At 54.4% G+C, this 20,065-nt stretch carries 22 protein-coding genes; 15 read left to right on the top strand and 7 right to left on the bottom strand.

The features are described from left to right. The first annotated feature begins 32 nt into the window (after nt 1-32). From rnr to AC6HVW_RS24070, 5 genes are all read left to right on the top strand, one after another. The gene (gene rnr / locus AC6HVW_RS24090) at nt 33-2,552 is read left to right on the top strand and encodes a ribonuclease R (protein ID WP_071682919.1); all 2,520 of its coding nucleotides are present in this window, start codon (nt 33-35) and stop codon (nt 2,550-2,552) included. 59 nt (nt 2,553-2,611) lie between these two features. After that, the gene (gene rlmB / locus AC6HVW_RS24085; RefSeq protein WP_021179009.1) at nt 2,612-3,343 is read left to right on the top strand and encodes a 23S rRNA (guanosine(2251)-2'-O)-methyltransferase RlmB; all 732 of its coding nucleotides are present in this window, start codon (nt 2,612-2,614) and stop codon (nt 3,341-3,343) included. A 123-nt stretch (nt 3,344-3,466) separates the two neighbouring features. After that, nucleotides 3,467-5,095, top strand: a complete 1,629-nt coding sequence (locus tag AC6HVW_RS24080; protein WP_071682918.1) for an isovaleryl-CoA dehydrogenase — start codon at nt 3,467-3,469, stop codon at nt 5,093-5,095. A 394-nt stretch (nt 5,096-5,489) separates the two neighbouring features. After that, entirely contained in the window at nt 5,490-5,780 is a 291-nt protein-coding gene (locus AC6HVW_RS24075) for a hypothetical protein (protein WP_071682917.1), read from the top strand. Continuing rightward, nucleotides 5,738-8,020, top strand: coding sequence for a two-partner secretion domain-containing protein (locus AC6HVW_RS24070; RefSeq protein ID WP_368664545.1), 2,283 nt, complete (start codon nt 5,738-5,740; stop codon nt 8,018-8,020). The genes AC6HVW_RS24075 and AC6HVW_RS24070 overlap by 43 nt, the downstream gene beginning before the upstream one ends. A 66-nt stretch (nt 8,021-8,086) precedes the next feature. On the opposite strand, the gene bsmA is transcribed toward AC6HVW_RS24070, so the two are convergent. After that, on the bottom strand, nt 8,087-8,395 hold the full coding sequence (bsmA, locus tag AC6HVW_RS24065; RefSeq protein ID WP_071682915.1) for a biofilm peroxide resistance protein BsmA: 309 nt from the start codon (nt 8,393-8,395) through the stop codon (nt 8,087-8,089). A 99-nt stretch (nt 8,396-8,494) separates the two neighbouring features. Between bsmA and yjfP the strand changes: the two genes are divergently transcribed. Continuing rightward, a complete protein-coding gene (gene yjfP / locus AC6HVW_RS24060) occupies nt 8,495-9,247 on the top strand; it encodes an esterase (RefSeq protein ID WP_071682914.1) in 753 nt (250 codons plus the stop codon). Between the two features lie 87 nt (nt 9,248-9,334). On the opposite strand, the gene AC6HVW_RS24055 is transcribed toward yjfP, so the two are convergent. Beyond that, the gene (locus AC6HVW_RS24055) at nt 9,335-9,601 is read right to left on the bottom strand and encodes a YdgH/BhsA/McbA family protein (RefSeq protein ID WP_071682913.1); all 267 of its coding nucleotides are present in this window, start codon (nt 9,599-9,601) and stop codon (nt 9,335-9,337) included. 181 nt (nt 9,602-9,782) lie between these two features. Here AC6HVW_RS24055 and AC6HVW_RS24050 point away from each other — a divergent pair, with 181 nt between their 5' ends. The 6 genes from AC6HVW_RS24050 to AC6HVW_RS24025 all read left to right on the top strand — a co-directional run bounded on the left by AC6HVW_RS24050 (nt 9,783) and on the right by AC6HVW_RS24025 (nt 11,991). Beyond that, nucleotides 9,783-9,929 carry a hypothetical protein gene (locus AC6HVW_RS24050; RefSeq protein WP_161629501.1) on the top strand — a complete coding sequence of 49 codons (147 nt, stop codon included), beginning with the start codon at nt 9,783-9,785 and terminating at the stop codon, nt 9,927-9,929. Between the two features lie 143 nt (nt 9,930-10,072). Further along, nucleotides 10,073-10,471, top strand: coding sequence for a 30S ribosomal protein S6 (gene rpsF, locus AC6HVW_RS24045; protein ID WP_004933634.1), 399 nt, complete (start codon nt 10,073-10,075; stop codon nt 10,469-10,471). An 8-nt stretch (nt 10,472-10,479) separates the two neighbouring features. Beyond that, nucleotides 10,480-10,797 (top strand): primosomal replication protein N, encoded by a 318-nt coding sequence (gene priB, locus AC6HVW_RS24040; RefSeq protein ID WP_065684090.1) that lies wholly within the window; start codon nt 10,480-10,482, stop codon nt 10,795-10,797. A 4-nt stretch (nt 10,798-10,801) separates the two neighbouring features. Next, on the top strand, nt 10,802-11,029 hold the full coding sequence (gene rpsR, locus AC6HVW_RS24035; RefSeq protein ID WP_000135199.1) for a 30S ribosomal protein S18: 228 nt from the start codon (nt 10,802-10,804) through the stop codon (nt 11,027-11,029). A gap of 39 nt (nt 11,030-11,068) precedes the next feature. Next, nucleotides 11,069-11,521: a 50S ribosomal protein L9 gene (rplI, locus tag AC6HVW_RS24030; protein ID WP_004933629.1), complete on the top strand. Its 453-nt coding sequence runs from the start codon at nt 11,069-11,071 to the stop codon at nt 11,519-11,521. Between the two features lie 110 nt (nt 11,522-11,631). After that, entirely contained in the window at nt 11,632-11,991 is a 360-nt protein-coding gene (locus AC6HVW_RS24025) for a DUF488 domain-containing protein (protein ID WP_021807544.1), read from the top strand. Here the strand turns inward: AC6HVW_RS24025 and AC6HVW_RS24020 are convergent. Beyond that, nucleotides 11,988-12,656: an OapA family protein gene (locus AC6HVW_RS24020; RefSeq protein ID WP_071682912.1), complete on the bottom strand. Its 669-nt coding sequence runs from the start codon at nt 12,654-12,656 to the stop codon at nt 11,988-11,990. The genes AC6HVW_RS24025 and AC6HVW_RS24020 overlap by 4 nt on opposite strands. Nucleotides 12,657-12,996: 340 nt before the next feature. Here AC6HVW_RS24020 and bamJ point away from each other — a divergent pair, with 340 nt between their 5' ends. Beyond that, entirely contained in the window at nt 12,997-13,617 is a 621-nt protein-coding gene (bamJ, locus tag AC6HVW_RS24015) for a BamJ family beta-barrel-assembly machinery protein (RefSeq protein ID WP_021179017.1), read from the top strand. Between the two features lie 48 nt (nt 13,618-13,665). Here the strand turns inward: bamJ and ytfE are convergent, their stop codons facing one another. Both ytfE and AC6HVW_RS24005 read right to left on the bottom strand, forming a co-directional pair. Further along, complete coding sequence (ytfE, locus tag AC6HVW_RS24010) at nt 13,666-14,331, bottom strand: iron-sulfur cluster repair protein YtfE (protein ID WP_021807542.1); 666 nt, start codon at nt 14,329-14,331, stop codon at nt 13,666-13,668. A gap of 121 nt (nt 14,332-14,452) precedes the next feature. Then, nucleotides 14,453-16,405, bottom strand: coding sequence for a bifunctional 2',3'-cyclic-nucleotide 2'-phosphodiesterase/3'-nucleotidase (locus AC6HVW_RS24005; RefSeq protein WP_071682911.1), 1,953 nt, complete (start codon nt 16,403-16,405; stop codon nt 14,453-14,455). A 254-nt stretch (nt 16,406-16,659) separates the two neighbouring features. On the opposite strand from AC6HVW_RS24005, the gene cysQ reads away from it, so the two are divergent. Continuing rightward, the gene (cysQ, locus tag AC6HVW_RS24000) at nt 16,660-17,400 is read left to right on the top strand and encodes a 3'(2'),5'-bisphosphate nucleotidase CysQ (RefSeq protein ID WP_024483350.1); all 741 of its coding nucleotides are present in this window, start codon (nt 16,660-16,662) and stop codon (nt 17,398-17,400) included. A 41-nt stretch (nt 17,401-17,441) separates the two neighbouring features. Here cysQ and AC6HVW_RS23995 read toward each other — a convergent pair whose 3' ends face one another. After that, a complete protein-coding gene (locus tag AC6HVW_RS23995; protein ID WP_071682910.1) occupies nt 17,442-17,993 on the bottom strand; it encodes a YtfJ family protein in 552 nt (183 codons plus the stop codon). A gap of 330 nt (nt 17,994-18,323) precedes the next feature. On the opposite strand from AC6HVW_RS23995, the gene AC6HVW_RS23990 reads away from it, so the two are divergent. Beyond that, nucleotides 18,324-18,530: a DUF1107 domain-containing protein gene (locus AC6HVW_RS23990; protein ID WP_021179022.1), complete on the top strand. Its 207-nt coding sequence runs from the start codon at nt 18,324-18,326 to the stop codon at nt 18,528-18,530. Nucleotides 18,531-18,717: 187 nt separating this feature from the next. Here the strand turns inward: AC6HVW_RS23990 and paeA are convergent, their stop codons facing one another. Beyond that, entirely contained in the window at nt 18,718-20,049 is a 1,332-nt protein-coding gene (paeA, locus tag AC6HVW_RS23985) for a polyamine export protein PaeA (RefSeq protein WP_065684098.1), read from the bottom strand. Nucleotides 20,050-20,065 lie beyond the last annotated feature (16 nt).

Raw genomic sequence — 20,065 nt, 5'->3', positions numbered from 1 at the left:
GACACCCTGCTGATGACAACGGAGGAACCTCAATGTCACAAGATCCATTCCTGGAACGAGAAGCAGAAAAATATGAATCCCCAATTCCTAGCCGCGAATTTATTCTGGCCCATTTGGCGAAACGTGAAACGCCGGCCAGCCGCGAAGAGTTGGGCAATGAACTGAATTTATCCGGCGAAGAAGCGCTGGAAGCCCTGCGCCGTCGCCTGCGTGCGATGGAACGTGATGGCCAGTTGGTCTTTACCCGCCGCCAGTGCTATGCCCTGCCGGAGCGTCTGGACCTGCTGCGTGGCACGGTGATCGGCCACCGCGATGGCTTCGGCTTCTTGCGGGTTGAAGGGCGTAAAGACGACCTTTATCTCTCCGCCGAGCAAATGAAAATGGCCATCCACGGTGATGTGGTGTTGGCTCAACCGCTGGGCGAAGACCGCAAAGGCCGCCGCGAAGCGCGTATCGTGCGCGTCCTGGTGCCTAAAACCAGCCAGATTGTTGGTCGCTACTTCACCGATGCCGGTACCGGCTTCGTGGTGCCGGATGACGGCCGCCTGAGCTTCGATATTCTGATCCCTGCCGACTCGGTCAGCGGGGCGCGGATGGGCTTTATGGTGGTGGTCGAGCTGACCCAGCGCCCAACGCGCCGCACCAAAGCCGTGGGCAAAATCGTCGAGATCCTGGGCGATAAAATGGGCACCAGCATGGCGGTGGATATCGCATTGCGTACCCATGAGATCCCGCATACCTGGCCACCTCAGGTGGAGAAGCAGGTTGCCGACCTAAGTGAGCAGGTGCCGGAAGTCGCCAAGAAAGGGCGTGTGGATCTGCGTCACCTGCCGCTGGTCACCATTGATGGCGAAGATGCGCGCGATTTCGATGATGCCGTGTACTGCGAGAAGAAACGCGGTGGCGGCTGGCGCCTGTGGGTCGCGATTGCAGATGTCAGCTACTATGTGCGCCCTCGCACGGCGTTGGATGACGAAGCCCGTAGCCGTGGCACCTCAGTCTACTTCCCGTCGGAAGTGGTACCAATGCTGCCGGAAGTGCTTTCCAACGGCCTGTGCTCGCTCAACCCGCAGGTCGACCGCCTGTGTATGGTGAGTGAGATGACGATCTCCGCATCGGGCCGTCTGTCTTCGTTTAAATTCTACGAAGCGGTAATGAGCTCCCATGCGCGCTTAACCTACACCAAGGTCTGGCATATCTTGCAGGGCGATCAGGAGCTGCGCGAGCAGTATCATCCGTTGGTCAAACACCTGCAGGAGCTGCATGCGCTGTATAAAGTGCTGGATCAGGCTCGTGCCGAACGCGGTGGTATCGCCTTCGAAACCGAAGAAGCCAAGTTTATCTTCAACGCCGAGCGCCGTATTGAGCGCGTAGAGCCAACGGTACGTAATGACGCGCACAAACTGATCGAAGAGTGCATGATCATGGCGAACGTTGCTGCGGCACGCTTTGTTGAGAAGCATAACGAACCTGCGCTGTTCCGCGTGCACGATCGCCCAAGCGACGATCACATTTCCGCATTGCGCAGCGTGTTGAGCGAACTGGGCCTGACCCTGGGTGGAGGCCTGAAGCCGCAGCCAAAAGATTACGCCACTTTGATGGACGAAGTATCGGAACGTCCGGACCGTGAAATGCTGCAAACCATGCTGCTGCGTTCGATGAAACAGGCGATCTACGATCCGGAAAACCGTGGCCACTTCGGCCTGGCGTTGGCATCTTATGGCCACTTTACGTCGCCTATCCGTCGTTACCCGGACCTGTCGCTGCACCGCGCCATCAAGTACGTGTTGGCGAAGGAGCAAGGTGAACAGAAAGAGCGCTGGACGCCAACCGGAGGCTGGCACAGCGATCTGGAAGAGATGCTGCAACTGGGTATGCACTGCTCGATGACCGAGCGCCGTGCCGATGAAGCTACGCGTAACGTGGCGGACTGGCTGAAGTGCGACTTTATGCAGGATCACGTCGGTGAAGTGTTTAGCGGCGTTATTGCCAGCGTCACCGGCTTTGGTTTCTTCGTCCGCCTGAGCGATCTGTTTATCGATGGTCTGGTACACGTGTCGACGCTGGATAACGATTACTATCGTTTTGATAACATCGGCCAGCGTCTGATCGGCGAATCTTCCGGCATGGTCTATCGCCTGGGGGATACGGTGGAGATCCGCGTTGAGGCCGTGCATATGGACGAACGCAAGATCGACTTCGCTCTGGTTTCCAGCACCCGCAAACCGCGTGGTGAAGGCAAAACCGAGCGCGAACGTGCCAAGAATGGCGGCCAGCGTACGCTGCGCGACGGTGCCGGAGCGGGCCGTAGTCAGGCTCAACGTAAACGCCGTGGCGGCAAGACGCCTGCCAACTTTGAGCCAGACAGCGCCTTCCGTAAAAAAGAGGGGGCCAAGGCCAAACCCGCAGACAAGGTGAAGCCAGACCCGAAGGCGAAAGCGAAAACCGCTCCGAAGGCGAAAGCCAAAAAAGCGTCTGACAAAACCAAAAAGATAGCGGCCGCGACCAAAGCCAAGCGTGCCAGCAAGAAGAAAGGTGCCGAGCAGGGTTAACCTGCCGCACGTTATTATCCCCGGCCGGGCACCCCCGGCCGCACAGTTAAAAGAGCATCATGAGCGAAATTATCTACGGTATTCACGCTGTCAAAGCCCTGCTAGACAACGATCCACAACGTTTCCTGGAAGTGTTTATTCTCAAGGGGCGTGACGATCGTCGCTTACAGCCTTTGATTGCCGAGCTGGAAGCGACCGGTATTGTGATCCAGGTGGCTAACCGCCAATGGCTGGATGAGAAGGTCGAAGGGGCCGTCCACCAGGGCATTATTGCGCGGGTGCGTGAAGGGCGGAAATATCAGGAGAACGATCTGCCTGGGCTGCTGGAAAGCGTTGAAACACCATTCCTGCTGGTGCTGGACGGCGTTACCGATCCCCATAACCTGGGGGCTTGTCTGCGTAGTGCCGATGCTGCCGGTGTCCATGCGGTGATCGTCCCACGCGATCGCTCAGCTCAACTGAACGCAACGGCGAAGAAAGTGGCCTGTGGTGCGGCCGAGAACGTCCCACTGATCACCGTCACCAACCTGGCTCGTACCCTGCGTTTGCTGCAAGAGATGAATATCTGGATCGTGGGCACGGCGGGTGAAGCCGACCACACGCTGTATCAAAGCAAAATGACCGGCCCGATGGCGCTGGTGATGGGCGCGGAAGGTGAAGGTATGCGTCGTTTGACCCGTGAACATTGCGACGAACTGATCAGCATTCCGATGGCCGGTACGGTTTCCTCGTTGAACGTCTCGGTCGCGACCGGTGTCTGTCTGTTTGAAGCGGTGCGTCAGCGCAGCTGATGATTTAATAGGGGTGAAACCTGTCACCCCTACCTCTAATCTCCTATCTTGTGATCCCGCCAGCGGCAGAAATCCGGCTAATGACCATAATTACCCCTGAAGCGTTAATCAGGGAGCAAGCTCATGGTCTGGACTACGCATACCGTCTTTAACCAACCCAAGCCCTTGGGGAACAGCAACCTTTTCCTGTCCGATACGCCGCTGCGTGAAGCGTTGCAGCGCGAGTTGGCGGGTTGGGATAGCGATGTTCTGGCCTCGCTTGGGCAACAGTTAGGCACACAGGAGTCACTGGAGTTGGGGCGGCTGGCCAATACCAACCCACCGGAGTTGCTGCGCTATGACGCCACCGGGCAACGCCTGGACGACGTGCGCTTTCATCCAGCCTGGCACATCCTGATGCAGGGGCTGGTCGCTAACCGGGTGCATAACCTGCCGTGGCAGGAAGATGCCCGTATTGGCTCCTTGGTGGCCCGTGCCGCCCGCTTTGTGTTGCATGCTCAGGTGGAGGCCGGCACGCTCTGCCCAATCACCATGACCTTTGGTGCTATCCCACTGCTACAGCGTTCCCTGCCAAAAGAGTATCAATCCTGGTTATCCCCGTTACTTTCCGATCGTTATGATCCTCATCTGCTGCCCGGTGCGCAAAAGCGTGGGCTGTTGATCGGTATGGGGATGACGGAAAAGCAGGGCGGCTCGGACGTGCTGAGTAATACCACCACCGCCGTACCGCTCGCTAGTCGTGGCAATGGAGAGGCTTATCGCCTGGTGGGCCATAAATGGTTCTTTTCTGTGCCGCAAAGCGATGCCCATTTGATATTGGCACAGGCGGAGGGAGGGCTTTCCTGTTTCTTCCTACCCCGGCTCCTGCCAGACGGCACCCGTAACGCCATCCGTTTGGAGCGGCTTAAAGACAAGTTGGGCAACCGTTCCAATGCCAGTAGCGAAGCCGAGTTTCAGGACGCAACGGCCTGGTTATTGGGCGATGAAGGGGATGGCGTCAGGCAAATCCTCAAGATGGGGGGGATGACCCGTTTCGATTGCGCTTTGGGTAGCCATGGGCTGATGCGCCGCGGCCTTTCGGTGGCGCTGTACCATGCTCTGCAACGGCAGGCGTTTGGTAAATGTCTTATTGAACAGCCGTTGATGCGGCAGGTGTTGGCCCGTATGGCATTACGGCTTGAGGGGCATACCGCTTTGCTGCTCCGTTTGGCGCGAGCCTGGGAAAGCCGGGGGGATGAAGGCGAAGTGGTCTACAGCCGCTTACTGACCCCGGCGGCAAAATACAGTATCTGTCATCAAGGCGCGGCATTTATCGGGGAGGCCATGGAAGTACTGGGAGGGATCGGCTATTGCGAAGACAGCGAGCTGCCGCGTCTGTATCGAGAAGCACCGGTAAACAGCATTTGGGAAGGGTCGGGCAACATCATGTGCCTGGATGTGATGCGCAGCCTGCATAAGTTGCCTGGTGCGTTGGAGTTGCTGCAACAGGAGTTGCTACCGGTACGCGGGCAGAACCGGTTGTTCGATCGCGCCTGGCGGCAATGGCAACAGCGTATGCGCCAGCCGCGTGAAGAAATGGGGCGCTTGTTAACCCAGCAGTTATTCGATCTGTGCTGTGCCGCCCAACTGCTGCAGCATGCCAGCCCGCCCATTGGGGAAGCCTGGTGCCACTTAACGCTGGATTATCGTGGAGATAGAGTGCTGCCCGCGGAGGTGTGCGATACGCTGCTCCAGCGGGCTATGGGGGGATAAACAGGAACTCGGGGCTTATAGTCTAGAGGGAAATGCCATCAGATAATAGGCTGATGGCATTGGATGTATAATTTCCTGCCTGATTTCAGCTCGAATGATCAATTATAGAAATATCCCGCGTGATATTAATTTCGTGTAAGCGCCCAAGATGTATTCTGCTGTAATTTTAAGGACGATTCTCGTTAATGCATGGGATATACCCTTTTTTGGGTTATGCTTAACTAATTGGCTGAGTGGGTAACGGGTTGTATGTTACATTTTTAATGTAATGGAGATTAAGCACGGCTCGTGAGTGCCAATCTGCGCTAATTATTTATTTGGGAAAGTCTTTTTTTATGGCGGCTTGTTCAGGTCAATCCACTGGCTTTCCTATTGTTTAAAAGGAATTAACAGCATGACATATAGTTATCATTCATCCACAACCGATTTATCGGCACGTAAAGAAAAGAGCAATTCATCTTTGCGGATGACCCTTTCGCCACTCTACTTTGCCGGGCTGCTGGCTTTTGGCTGCGTTTCCGTGGCTAATGCGGCAATCGTTGCCGATGCCGGGCAGGCCTCTAGCCCTGCGGTTAATGCCGGTGCGAATGGTTCGACCATGGTGAATATCAACGCTGCGGGTAAAGGGGGGGGGCACATAATATCTTCAACCAGTTCAATTTTGATAAAAACGGCGTTGTACTGAATAACAGCGTCGACGGGGCGAATAGCCAACTGGCGGGGAGTCTTGTGGGTAATGCGAATTTAAGCGGTGGGGCAGCCTCGGTGATCCTTAATGAGGTCAACTCTAATCGGGCCAGCGTGTTAAATGGCATGGTGGAGGTTGCAGGCCAGCAGGCTCAGGTCATTATTGCCAACCCGGCAGGTATTACCTGTAGCGGATGCGGGTTTATTAATGCTGGCAGAGCAACGCTGACCACCGGTAGTGCCCAGATTGTCGATGGTGCCATACAGGGATATAAAACGGAGAAGGGCAGCATTGTTATTAATGGCAATGGCCTGAACAGCGGCGACAGTAATTATACCGATCTGATTGCCCGCTCGGTGGCGATTAATGCCGGTGTCTGGGCCAAGGATTTGAAAGTGACCACTGGCCGTAATAACGTCAATGCGGACAATACCCAGGCGACTGCGCTGGCCTCGGCGTTGGGCAGACCTGGTGTCGGGATTGACGTTGCTGCTTTGGGGGGGATGTATGCCGGCAAGATCACCCTGGTGGGGACAGAAAGCGGAGTGGGCGTTCGTAATGCCGGTACCATCGCGGCTTCCACCTCAGACCTGGTGATGGACGTTAATGGTGTGCTGGATAACCGTTCAGGGACCCTATCCGCCGCACACGCCAACAAACTGAACACCGCAGGCACTATTAATAATACCAGGGGGAAAATCACCGGAGGGAACGGCGGTATCACTATCGATACTCATAAAAACCGCCTTACCAATACCAACGGCAACATAGCCGCTATCGGCTCTGTGAGCATCAATAGTGGGCAATTGAACAATACCAACGGTAGGGTGCAATCCAGTTCACAGGTCACTATCGATACGCATGGGCAGTTGCTGACCAATACTGGCCGCAATAACGATACCGGCATTTACAGCACCTTGGGTATGACCCTGAAAACGGGTCAGTTGAACAATAACAATGGCCTGATCGCTACCAGTGGTCACTCCACTATCATCAGCGGTGCGCTGGATAACCGTAATGGGCAGATTTTTGCCTTTGGCTCTTCGTTGTCCGATCTGTCGATGACCGTTGGCGGCACGCTTGATAACCGTGGCGGCGAAATAGCGGCTCAACATCATGTCAATCTGTCTACCAGCAGTACTTTGAACAATAGCGCTAACGGCAAAATGAGCGCGGGTGACGATTTTAAGCTGACGACAAACAAAGCTGCGCTCAATAACACCAACGGCTTGATTGAGTCGGCTGGGGTGTTGGATATCAACAGTGGGCTACTGACCAATAGAACCGGTAGTCTGCAAGCGACCAAGATGCTGAACGTAAACACCAATGGCAGTAACCTGCTTAACGAGAGTGGGCAGATCTCTGCAATGGGGGATATCCAGCTCGCCAATATCAACGCCATGGACAACCGGGATGGTAGTGTTAGCGGTGAGGGTAAGCTGGTGCTGCGAGCAAATAGCCTGGATAACCGCACGGGTGGGTTAACCCTGGACAAGGGCAATGACGTTCGCGTCAACAATGCCCTTAATAACAACTATGGCGTGATCCGTAGCGCGCTGGGTAGCACGGAGCTCTACGCCAGCACGGTCAACAACAATGCGGGCTTGTTGGCGGGGCAGGAAGTTCATGTGCATACCGACACATTGCGCAATGACGAGGGTCTGATTTATGCCGATAAGACGGCAGAAATAAAGGCGGTGACTCTCTATAACCGTAATGGTGAGAATTTTGGTCGGGTGATGGGCGTGCATATCGATATGCCGGAAGATACCCAGGGGGGCATTATCAGCATGGGCGATCTGAGCATGGCCGGTAACCGGGTGTACAACAGCCGGGGTCTGATTGCTGCCAGCGGCGGCAACTTGAACATGCAGTATGCTGGCAACGTGGATAACAACCGCGGCACCCTTTCAAGTGTGGCTTCTCTGTCGCTGTTGGCTAACCGCCTGGATAACGGCAATAGCACGATTTCTTCTACAGGGAGCAGTAGCGTAGAAGTAACTTCAGCCTTTACCAACAGCGGCTTGGTCCACGGTAAAGAGGGGCTGGGTATTCGCGTCAACGGGGCATTGACCAACAGCGGTCAATTATGGTCCGACAAGGTCACCACGATCAACAGCCAGAATCTTACTAACCGGCGTGGCGCGGTGATCGGCGGCCTGGAAGGTGTGAAACTGAACCCGACGGGCAGATACACCAATAACGGTGATGTAACAGGGCCGGTAATCAAAGAGTAATCGCGAAAATCTCTTCTAGGGGTGCCTATTCAGGCACCCGTTTTTACTTATCTCTCAGAGCCAGCGCTACCGATAAAGTATCGCCTGTGAATACCACTGGCCCGGCACGATGGTTTCGCTGTTCATGATGATCATGTAATAGCGTGCCCCGCTGGCGTTAGCTTTGCGCTGGATCTCGGCTTCCACGTTCATCGGGCTGCCATGCACCAGCGCGCTGATCGTTCCCATTTTCTCCAGCTCGGTGGTTTGGGCGCGGGAGATCTCCTGTGCCTGAGTGGTAGGCGGCGGCGGGGGCTTGGGCGTGGTTTTAAATACGCTGCATCCAGACAGCAAGCCAAACAGCAATAGGGTGATCAACGTACGGGAAAGATCCATGCTGGCCTCATTACTCTTTCGCATAGAGTAGAATAGGTTGGACTAAGGTTTCGGTCCGATTTTTGCCATCATAGTGAAGATTAGCCACAGGGGGAATACATGATCGAGATCCATGATGAGCGGGTGGATGACGTTGCGGTGATCCATGCGGTACCGGCCGGGCGCTATGAACAGCCGTTACCCACGATCTTTTTCTATCACGGCTTTACCTCATCGAAAGAGGTGTACGCCTATTTTGCCTATGCGCTGGCCAAGGTCGGTTTCCGTGTGGTGCTGCCCGACTGTGCGATGCACGGAGAGCGGTTTGATGGTGATGAAGCACGGCGGCTGGCGCATTTCTGGGAAATCCTCAAAAGTAACGTCGATGAGTTACCCGCACTCAAAACGCACTTTGAGCAGCGTGGGCTAATTGCCGGGGATCGCATTGGCGTGGCGGGCGCTTCTATGGGGGGCATGACCACTTTGGGGGCCTTTATCCGTTACCCTTGGGTGAAAGCGGCCGCCAGCCTGATGGGGTCGGGCTACTTTACCTCGCTGGCGCAGACGCTGTATCCGCCATTGGATGCGCAGGGCCAGCCGCTGGAGCAGTCCGCGCTCAAGGCACGCCTTGCGCCCTTGGCCTCTTATGAGGTTGAACAGCATTGGGAGAGTTTTGCCGGGCGGCCACTGCTGTTATGGCATGGTGAAACCGATGATGTGGTGCCAGCGGATCAGAGTGAGCGCTTGGCCGGTGAGTTACGCCAGCGCGGCCTGGATCGGAGGTTGACCTACCTCACTGAAGCGGAAGTACGCCATCGCATTACTCCTGGCGCGTTGAACGCTACCGCCGCTTTCTTCAGGGATTCACTGTAAAAAGCCCCCGAGGGAGGGGGCAAGGCATGGCTGTTACTGATTGACCGCCTCTTGGTGCGGCTGGGCTCCCTGGCGCCGCATTTTCGGTTAGCGATAAAGCTCTGCGCTGACGTGGATAGACGCGGTACTGCCTGGCTCATGTAGCGCAACAATCCGGTAAGCTGTGGCACCGCGTTGATCGGCAATCTTGTTGATTTGTGACGTCGCATCGTCGGGTGAAACCACTTCCTGAGTCAGGCTGACGAAGCCAATGCTTTGGCGTTCCGCGGCCTGGTGTGCGGTGATTTCAGTGGCGGCCATGGCGTTGGCGGAAAACAGCAACGCGATAGCGGTAGCGATGGTGATACGTTTCATAGGCACCTCTCTTAACTCTTTGCTACAGCGGCGTGTCGCTGTGTCCGCCTCCGATATACTGCCCATTAAGCAAAAAGTTATTTATCAGTATTGAATAACTGCAACCCTTTATCGCTGCGCTTTCTGCGGCGGATAATTTAACTTTAGTCCGATAGTCAGGATTAAAAAGGGGGAGATTTTGATGGCCTTATTCAAAAAAAATGATAATGATTTCCAGTGGGCTGATGATTTTGTTGAAGGATTTTTAAAACCTATGGATCGGCATACATCGCTTTTTCTGCCAGCAAATCGTGCTATTTCTCGTGGCCTTACGCATAAACCTCAATAAATCCTACTCAGTCCTTGAGTTCCCCCCCTTGCGCCGGTATGATTACGCGTCATTTTTCAGCCGCACACATACACACGTTCCTTGCTTCCATGGGCCGCGGTTGACCCTGACAGGAGGCTGAATAATCCGTAAGGAGCAATTCGATGCGTCATTACGAAATCGTTTTTATGGTCCATCCTGACCAAAGCGAACAGGTTCCGGGCATGATCGAGCGTTACAGTGCTACCATCACTAACGCGCAAGGTCAGATTCACCGTCTGGAAGACTGGGGCCGCCGTCAACTGGCTTACCCGATCAATAAACTGCACAAAGCCCACTACGTTCTGCTGAACGTTGAAGCTCCGCAGGAAGCGATCGATGAGCTGGAAACTAACTTCCGCTTCAACGACGCCGTTATCCGTAGCATGGTTATGCGCGTTAAGCACGCGGTAACTGAAGCATCTCCGATGGTTAAAGCGAAAGACGAACGTCGTGGCGATCGCCGCGAAGACTTCGCTAACGAAACCGCAGATGATGCAGATGCTGGGGATTCTGAAGAGTAATTGCTGTCGTGACGGCTAATCGTCTGGTGTTGTCTGGCACAGTGTGCAAGACGCCGGTGCGAAAGGTGAGTCCTTCCGGGATACCCCACTGCCAGTTTGTGCTTGAGCACCGATCGTCGCAGATGGAAGCCGGATTCAGCAGGCAAGCATGGTGCCGAATGCCCGTGGTTGTCAGCGGACAACAGTCACAAGCTTTAACTCAAAGATTAACGGTCGGCAGTCAGGTTACCGTTCAAGGCTTCGTTAGCTGCCATCAAGGGCGCAACGGGCTGAACAAATTGGTCCTGCATGCCGAGCAGATTGAATTGATAGATTCTGGAGACTAGCCAAATGGCACGTTATTTCCGTCGTCGCAAGTTCTGCCGTTTCACCGCGGAAGGCGTTCAAGAGATTGACTATAAAGACATCGCTACGCTGAAAAACTACATCACTGAAAGTGGTAAAATTGTCCCGAGCCGTATCACCGGTACTCGTGCAAAATATCAGCGCCAGCTGGCCCGTGCTATCAAGCGCGCGCGCTACCTGTCTTTGTTGCCGTACACTGATCGTCATCAGTAATCGGCCACTGTCCATTAACGACTTTGAGAGGATAAGGTAATGCAAGTTATTCTGCTTGATAAAGTAGCAAACCTGGGCAGCCTGGGTGATCAGGTTAACGTTAAAGCGGGTTATGCCCGTAACTTCCTGGTACCACAGGGCAAAGCTGTTCCTGCTACCAAGAAAAACGTAGAGTTCTTCGAAGCACGCCGTGCTGAACTGGAAGCCAAACTGGCTGACGTTCTGGCTGCTGCTGAAGCTCGCGCAACCAAGATCAACGAACTGGGTTCAGTCACCATCGCGTCTAAATCAGGCGACGAAGGTAAACTGTTCGGCTCTATCGGCACCCGCGACATCGCTGACGCAGTGACTGCGGCAGGCGTTGAAGTTGCCAAGAGCGAAGTTCGTCTGCCGAACGGCGTTCTGCGTACCACTGGTGAGCACGAAGTGCACTTCCAGGTACACAGCGACGTGTTCGCACAGCTGAATGTAGTTGTGGTTGCTGAAGCTTAATCGGCTTTAGTACACCAAGTTAAAACGCCAGCCTAGTGCTGGCGTTTTGCTTTTCAGCGCCGGGTAAAACGCGCTACTCTGAGGCCATCTGTTGGCAAGGAGAGGCGAAAATGGCAGAAATTATCTTACAGCGAGTCTACGATTTCAGTGGCCCGGCACCGGAGCACTGCTATCTGACTGACCGGCTATGGCCGCGCGGTGTGAGTAAGGAGAGATTGCAGGGCGTCATCTGGCTTAAGCAGGTGGCACCGGATACGGCGTTACGCCAGTGGTTTCATCAGCATACCGACCAGTGGGATGAGTTTGTTGCGCTTTATCGCCAACAACTGGTCGCCAATGAGGCCTGGCAGCCGCTGGTGGCGTTGTTAAAGCAAGGTGAGCCGTTGACGCTGCTGTATGGCAGCAAGGACACACAGCACAACCAGGGGGTTGTACTGCGTGATTTTCTGCTGGATCAGCTCAAAGATTAGCGAACGCGCAGGTAGCTGCCATCGCTCTGGCGGCGGAACAGGGCTTCACTGTTATCCACGGTGGTGACTGAGAGCGCGGTGATCACGCCGTTAGCATTACGTTCGATACGCACTTCCTGCCCGGCCTTCAGATTGCTGAGCGGCTTATCGTTCCCCTCAACCCGCGCCATGGCAAACACCTCGTTCACCGGCAGGTTGTTGTCACGGAACAGCTGCGCCAGAGTTTGGCCAGCCTGGATCTGATAACGCTGCCAGCTATCGCTTTCGCCTGCCGTTTGCTGGCTATCGTTTTGCAATTGAGCCTGCAAAGGGATCTGGTTTTCCTGGCTGGTGACCGGGAACGGGCGCGCGTTATCGTCGGAATACGGCCAAAGCAGCGACAGCAGCAGGATAGCACCAAAAATAATCACCCAACGGCGGTGAAAATAGGGCAGCGGTTCCATCCAGTGGAGGCTGTCCGGCAGGTGCCATATTTTCAGCAGCAATGCTTTGAGCCTTTGCCCCTTACCGCTCTGTTGTGGCGGTGGTGAGTCCGGCTCATCGGTGGTTGCTGGCGTTTCCGGTGCCGGGCCAGGCTTCAGGCGTTGGCTCAGGTTCAGCCAGGTGCGCAGCAATGGCTGGTAGACACGGGTGGTTTTCCTTCTCCTGGGCGCGATTCTGCCCATGGTGACCTCTCTTCAACTGCGTAAATTTGTCACTTTACAAAAAGTGTATCGCTGACCCCAGTATACCCTATGGTTTCAAGCCGCAGTGCACTTGTGCACCTTGAGGGCCGAATAGTCTCCGTACTGCGCCACTTCGGTGCCGGCCTTGAACCGTACTGGGTCTAATCGCTAACTGTTTGAAACGATTGGTAGCCGAGAGAATAATGACACCAAACGTTAACAGCAGGTTATTGTTTCTTTTTCTACGACAAAAGTCATCATTCTCCACACAAGATTTTACCCGGCTTTGCCGCGCTGTTATGCTGCGCTTTCGACTTTTTACAGACTAAAGGAAAACCCCATGACAACCCCTTCTTTTGATAGCGTTGAAGCGCAAGCAAGTTACGGGATTGGTTTACAGGTCGGTCAGCAACTGCAAGAGTCCGGCCTGCAAGGTTTACAACCAGAAGCTCTGCTGGCTGGCCTGCGTGACGCGCTGGAAGGGAATGCCCCGGCGGTTCCGGTAGATGTGGTTCATCGTGCGCTGCGCGAAATCCACGAACGTGCGGATGCTGTACGCCTTGAGCGCCAGCAGGCGATGGCCGTTGAAGGCCAGAAGTTCCTGGAAGATAACGCCAAGCGTGATGAAGTGACGCTGACCGAGTCTGGCCTGCAGTTCTCCGTGCTGGAGCAGGGCAATGGTCCAATCCCATCTCGTCAGGATCGCGTGCGTGTGCATTACACCGGCCGCCTGATCAACGGTGATGTGTTCGATAGCTCCGTTGAACGTGGTCAACCTGCCGAGTTCCCGGTCAGCGGTGTGATCCCTGGCTGGATAGAAGCTCTGACGCTGATGCCGGTTGGCTCCAAGTGGCAGCTGTATATCCCACACAACCTGGCCTATGGCGAGCGTGGTGCAGGCGCATCCATCCCGCCATTCAGCGCGCTGGTGTTTGACGTTGAGTTGCTCGAAATTCTGTAATCCGCGTTATGTTCCCTCTCCCTTTGGGAGAGGGTTAGGGTGAGGGGGCTATTTGCCGCTCAGTGCGCGTGGGAACAGCAGGTTATTCTCCAGATGGATATGCTCCATCAGATCGCTGATAAACGTATTGATACCGTTATACAGCGCCTGCCAGGTATTGCAGGCCCCTTCCGGTGGCGTGACGTTGTTGGTGAGGAATTTCACCACTTCCAACTGTTCGCCAGCCTCATCATGTTCATGCTCCATCACCGAAATCGGCCCTGCCGCCTGTTGCCCCATGCCCTGTTTAATCAGCGGAAACAGGATCTGTTCTTCCTTCATCATGTGATTTTCCAGATCGAGCCGGATCAGGTTTAGCTGCTTGGCCAGCCCGCGTGGGCAGGTGGGCTTATCGCCGTGGACGCGTTCAACCTTTTCCGCCATCAATACCAGTTCTGACAGCTGTTCACGATGGCGTTGGTGGAAGCGTGGCAGGATGTAATCGATGATCTCAGCCAGCGGAGCCAGGCGCCAATCGCGGGTATCCACGGGGTCTGCCGCCAGCGCGGCCAGCTCACTTTCCAACTTATCCAGATCCAGTTCTTTGCGGCTGGCAGCACGCTCCAGGGTTTGTTTACCCCCGCAGCAGAAGTCCAGATCGTAGTCGCGGAACAGCTTGCTGGCACGTGGGATTGCGATGGCGAGTGCGCCTAGGGATTGGTTACGGTAATCCATGATGATGCCCCTTTAAAGGAAGAAAACTATAACATGCATTTTAAATGCAATTTAAAGGGCGCACCATGGTTAAAAAGGGGTAGAGGCGAAAAGGCGCGCCTTAACGCGGCCTAACGCACAATTATTTTGCTTGTAGGTCGATCTTATACAGCTCAAAGCCGATGCTGTCGTTACCTACAGACTTCATCGGATACTGCGCGTTATCTTTAATAAACGCGGCAGCCTTCTCGCTAGGGGAGGTCTCAAAGCGGATATCCAACGGCTGCGCGCTGTGGAAGCTGGCCAAACGCCAGTTATTGTCCGCCTGTGGATGTACCGCGCCGTGCTTCTGGGTTTCTTCGCTGATGTAGGCCGCCAATACCGCGCGGTTCTCATCCGGTGAAGCAAAGGCAATATGCTTATCGCCCGTTCCGGCAAACTTGCCGCCGTAGGCGCGGTAGTTGTTGGTCGCCACCAGGAACTGGGCGTCAGGATCGATCGGCTTGCCCTTGAAGGTCAACTGCTTGATACGCTCCGCCTGGTCATTGATCAGCGTACACTCTCCGTCGTAACGTGCCGGTTGGCTGATGTCGATCTGATAATTGACGCCGTCGATCACGTCGAAATTATAGGTGCGGAAACCGTCCCAATTGATCAGCCCCTGCGGTTTGCTGCTGTTAACGTCAATTTGGTTGAATTGCCCGGCGGAGCATTCCAGCCACTCTTTTACTTCCTTACCGCTGGCTTTGACCACCACCAAAGTATTGGGATAGAGATAGAGATCGGCGGCATTGCGGAAGGTGAGCTGGCCTTTTTCCACCTCGACAAAGCTGGCGGGATCGTTCTTGCGGCCACCCACTTTGAACGGTGCAGCAGCGGCCAATACCGGCAGATCGGCCAGATCCGGATCGCCTTGAATATAGCGCTCAACGTAGGCTCTTTGCGCATTGTTGACGATCTGCACGGTAGGATCGTCCTGGATCAGGGCCAGATAGCTGTACATATTGCCGTCCGACTTGCCGATAGGCTTGCTGACGAACTCACGCGTTCCGTTATGATCTTCCTCTAACACCTTGACCAGCGCGGGATCTTCCACTGCCAACGAACGTTTGTTCTCTTTGTCATAAACCGGTCTGGCCTGCGCCTTCGCTGCGGTAACCTTCCAATTTCCCCCATCGTTATTCAACTGCAGATCCACGATGCCGAGATGATCTCCCCATTGGCCGGGCATCACCGCAGGCACCCCGTTCAGCAGGCCTTTATCGATATCCGCGCCTTTGATATTGGCGAAGTCCTTGCTGGGGAACACCGCGTGCGCATGGCCGAACATGATGGCGTCGATGCCTGGAACCTGGCTGAGGTAGTACACCGAGTTTTCAGCCATAGCCTTATAGGGGTCGCTGGAAAGGCCAGAGTGGGGGATCGCGACGACTAGGTCGGCCCCTTGTTTGCGCATTTCCGGTACGTAGCGTTTGGCGGTTTCGGTGATGTCGTTTACGGTTACTTTCCCCTGCAGATTGGCTTTGTCCCACACCAGGATCTGCGGCGGCACAAAGCCGATATAGCCGATACGTAAAGTATGAGCTTTACCATCACGGTCTTTTACCGGGGTATCGACAATAATGTAGGGAGTGAACAACGGTTTTTGCGTGGTAGCATCAATAACGTTGGCGTTGACGTAGGGGAATTTGGCCCCCGCCAGGGCATTCTTCAGATAGTCGAGCCCGTAGTTGAACTCGTGATTACCGATATTGCCCACCACATAATCCAGGGTATTCATCGCCTTGTAAACCGGGTGCATGTCGCCGGGTTTCAAGCCCTTGGCAGCCATATAGTCGGCCATTGGGCTACCCTGGATGATGTCACCGTTATCGACCAGTACGCTGTTGGTCACCTGCTGGCGAGCGTGTTGTATCAGGCTGGCGGTACGCACCAAGCCGAATTTATCGGTGGGCTTATCCTTGTAATAGTCGAAGTCCATCATATTGCCGTGCAGGTCGCTGGTTTCCAGCACGCGCAGGTCAACCGTGGCTGCCTGCGTTGAGGCGCAGACCAGCAGGGCCAGGGCAGATAGTCCCAAAGGGCGCTTGATCATGGTTATCTCCATTCGATTAATCTTAGAGGGGCATCTCAAGGGGGTATGTAATTACCACTACCTCTCTCAGCAAACTGTGAAGTCTGGCATAAACTGGCCGAATATAACCTATCGTTATGCAAAGTTGTGACGGAGAAGACTTGAATAATTACCACAGCTTAGCGAGTTGAGATGGATATTCCGCCCAAAAAAAACTAGGCTGCAAGCTATAGAAAGGGGAAATTTCCCACGCAACTGAATGTCTGAGGTGCACTATGTTGGAGCAGATTTGCCAGCTGTCCCGCGAGGCGGGTACGGCGATCATGGCGGTATATCATGGTGAACAACCGCTTGATGTGGCACAGAAAAAAGATGACTCACCGGTGACAGCCGCGGATTTGGCCGCGCACCATATTATCAAACGAGGTCTGGCGGCACTGACGCCGGAGATCCCACTGCTGTCAGAGGAAGACCCTCCCGCCTGGGAAGTCCGCCGTAACTGGACGCGTTACTGGCTGGTCGACCCGCTGGACGGTACCAAAGAGTTTTTAAACCGTAACGGTGAGTTCACGGTCAATATCGCGTTGATCGAAGAGGGTGAGGCGGTAATGGGCGTGGTCTATGCGCCGGCGATGGACGTGCTGTATCTGGCCGAACGCGGCAAGGCCTGGAAGGAAGAAGGGGGCCGACGTCGTGAGATTAGCGTCAGTAATGCCGAGCTACCGTTGGTGGTGGTCAGCCGCTCTCATAGCGATGAGGAATTACAGGATTACCTGCAACAGTTGGGCGAACACCAAACCATCTCGGTAGGATCATCACTGAAGTTCTGCCTGGTGGCGGAAGGGCGGGCGCAGCTTTACCCACGGTTTGGGCCAACCAATATCTGGGATACGGCGGCAGGGCACGCGGTTGCGGTAGCAGCCGGGGCTCAGATCCACGATTGGCAAGGCAAGCCGCTGTTATATACCCCGCGTGAGTCTTTCCTGAACCCTGGCTTTAGGGTTTCTCTGTTTTAGGTAGCGTCCCGCTCATCGCCGTGCGGGACGTCGTTTAAGCGCTATTTCAGCAACTGGTGCAGCATCTCCATCACCTGCTGCACCTCTTGCGGCGTCAGTGCGCCATCTTTGGCAAACTGGATCTTGCCTTCTTTATCGAGCACCACAATTGCCGAACCTTTTGGTTGCAGGTCCCAAGCTTTTTTGACGTTGCCATTACTGTCGACAATGAACTGCGACCAAGGGAACTCTTTCTTGCTGTCTTCAATACTGTTACGCACAAAGATGGCGGTACCGATGATGGCATCGTCGGTATTGACGATGGTCGTCGTTTGGTAACGATCGTGCGGTAGCTTGGCGGTCTTGATGGCTTCAATCAGCGGATCGTTGAGCTCTTTGGCCGCAGTGCGGCCAGCAATATGCTGCACCACTCGCACTTTTCCACCAAGCTGCGCGCTATTCCAACCTTTGTAGCTAAACTTATTATCAACATAGTCCAACTCGCCTTTATCGCTGACGCCGATCGGTGCCACGCGCTGGTGGAGTTGAAGGTTGTGAGCAGAGGCCAACATCGGGGCCAACAGCAGCGATATTATCAGCATGCTATTTTTCATGCGTTCTCCTGCAGAGGGAAATAAGTCTCAATATGACTCAAGGTGATTAAAGCATAGGTGCTCATCCGAGGTCTGTCCTGTTAACCGGATCGCAGTTTTTCCTTCTGGGGGCAATCACGCGGTTTTTGAATGGATATACTGCAAAGGTTATAAATAGGTATACACAATTCTGTCAGTAAGTGTAAATCCAGGATAGAAATCCAGGCGGAGTCGAACGAAATGGTCTTTACTCAGTCTACTAGAAAGCAATCAAGTTGCGCTCCGAATGTCGATGTGGCCACTTTGGCCGCTCGCTGAGCGCATGGATCCAACGGGAGGAGAGTAACAACTATGAGAATCTTCCAGCGTTATAACCCACTGAAAGTAGCTACGTATGTAAAAACCCTGTTCCGGGGGCGGCTGTACATCAAGGATGTGGGGGCGTTCGAATTCGACAAGGGGAAAATCCTGTTGCCGAAGGTTCGTGACAAGCGCCACTTCAACGTGATGTCCGAGGTCAACCGGCAGGTGTTGTTGCTACAGGCCGAAATGGGCTAAAGCGCGATACCCGTCGCCTTTCAAGCCGCAGCGTTGTTACCTGCACTTGTTAACCCCAGTCACTTACAATAGTAAGCTCCTGGGGATGAACAAGCTTGTCGCCTAGCTGCGACTTGAAATTCTTAGGGTAATTGTAGAGCCACCTGCAAAGAAAAGTAATTGCGGCCCCCGAAGGGGCCGCTAATGTTTATGCCTGAGGTGTTTCGTCCGGGGCTTTTGGTAGCACCGTGATCGGTTTGTCGACCAGCCTGGTGACCAATAGCTGATCAATTTTGTAGCTGTCGATATCGACCACTTCAAACTTGTAGCCGGCATATTTCACAAAGTCGGTACGTTTCGGGATTTTGCGCAGCATGTACATCATGAAACCGCCGATGGTTTCATAGTTTCCAGCCTGTGGGAACTCATCGATATGCAGTACACGCATCACGTCTTCGATTGGCGTCCCACCTTCAATCAGCCACGAGTTCTCATCACGCGTCACGATCTGCTCTTCCTGACCTTGGCCTACCAGGTCACCCATCAGCGTGGTCATCACATCGTTCAGCGTAATAATCCCGACCACCAAAGCATATTCATTGAGGATCACCGCAAAGTCTTCACCGGCGGTTTTAAAGCTTTCCAGCGCTTCTGACAGGGTCAAGGTATCTGGCACGATCAGCGCCGAGCGGATTTGCACGCCGCTGCTCAGTACCAGGCTCTGGTTGCCCAAAACGCGGTTCAGCAGGTCTTTGGAATCAACATAGCCAACGACCTGATCGATATGGCCGTCGCACACCAGGAACTTGGAATGCGGATGAGTGGAAATCTTTTCTTTAATACTGTCTTCACTTTCCCGCAGGTCGAAGTAAATCACGCTTTCGCGGGACGTCATCGATGAGGGCACGGTGCGCGATTCCAACTCGAAGACGTTTTCAATCAGCTCATGTTCCTGTTTGCGCAGTACCCCGGCTAGCGCGCCGGCTTCCACCACCGCGTAAATATCTTCGGAGGTGATGTCGTCTTTACGCATCATCGGCAGCTTGAACATGCGGAAAATCAGGTTAGCCATGCCGTTGAAGAACCAGACTAGCGGGCGGAACAGCATGATAGAGAAACGCATCGGGTTGATGATCCGGACGGCAACCGTCTCTGGTGCAATCATACCGATGCGCTTCGGGGTTAAATCCGCGAACAGGATGAACATGCTGGTCACCATCACGAACGAGCACATAAAGCTTACCTGCTCGGAAATCTCGGGTGACAGGAAACGGTCGAAAATCAATTTGAAACTGGGGGAGAAGGCAGCATCGCCGACGATACCGCCGAGGATGGCCACGGCGTTGAGGCCGATTTGCACCACGGTAAAGAAGAGGCCTGGGGTTTCCTGCAGCTTAAGGACCCTGGCGGCATTGATGTTGCCTTCGTCAGCCATCAGTTTGAGTTTGATCTTGCGTGACGCGGCCAGAGAGATTTCTGAAAGCGAGAAAAACGCACTCACTGCGATCAGAAAAAGAATCAGTAAAATACTGTTTAACATAGTCTATCCATTCGTA

It is taken from the genome of Serratia sp. NCCP-200 (assembly GCF_059697885.1).
The sequence above is the reverse complement of the archived record's forward strand: the minus strand, read 5'-3'. Positions and strand labels throughout refer to the sequence as shown.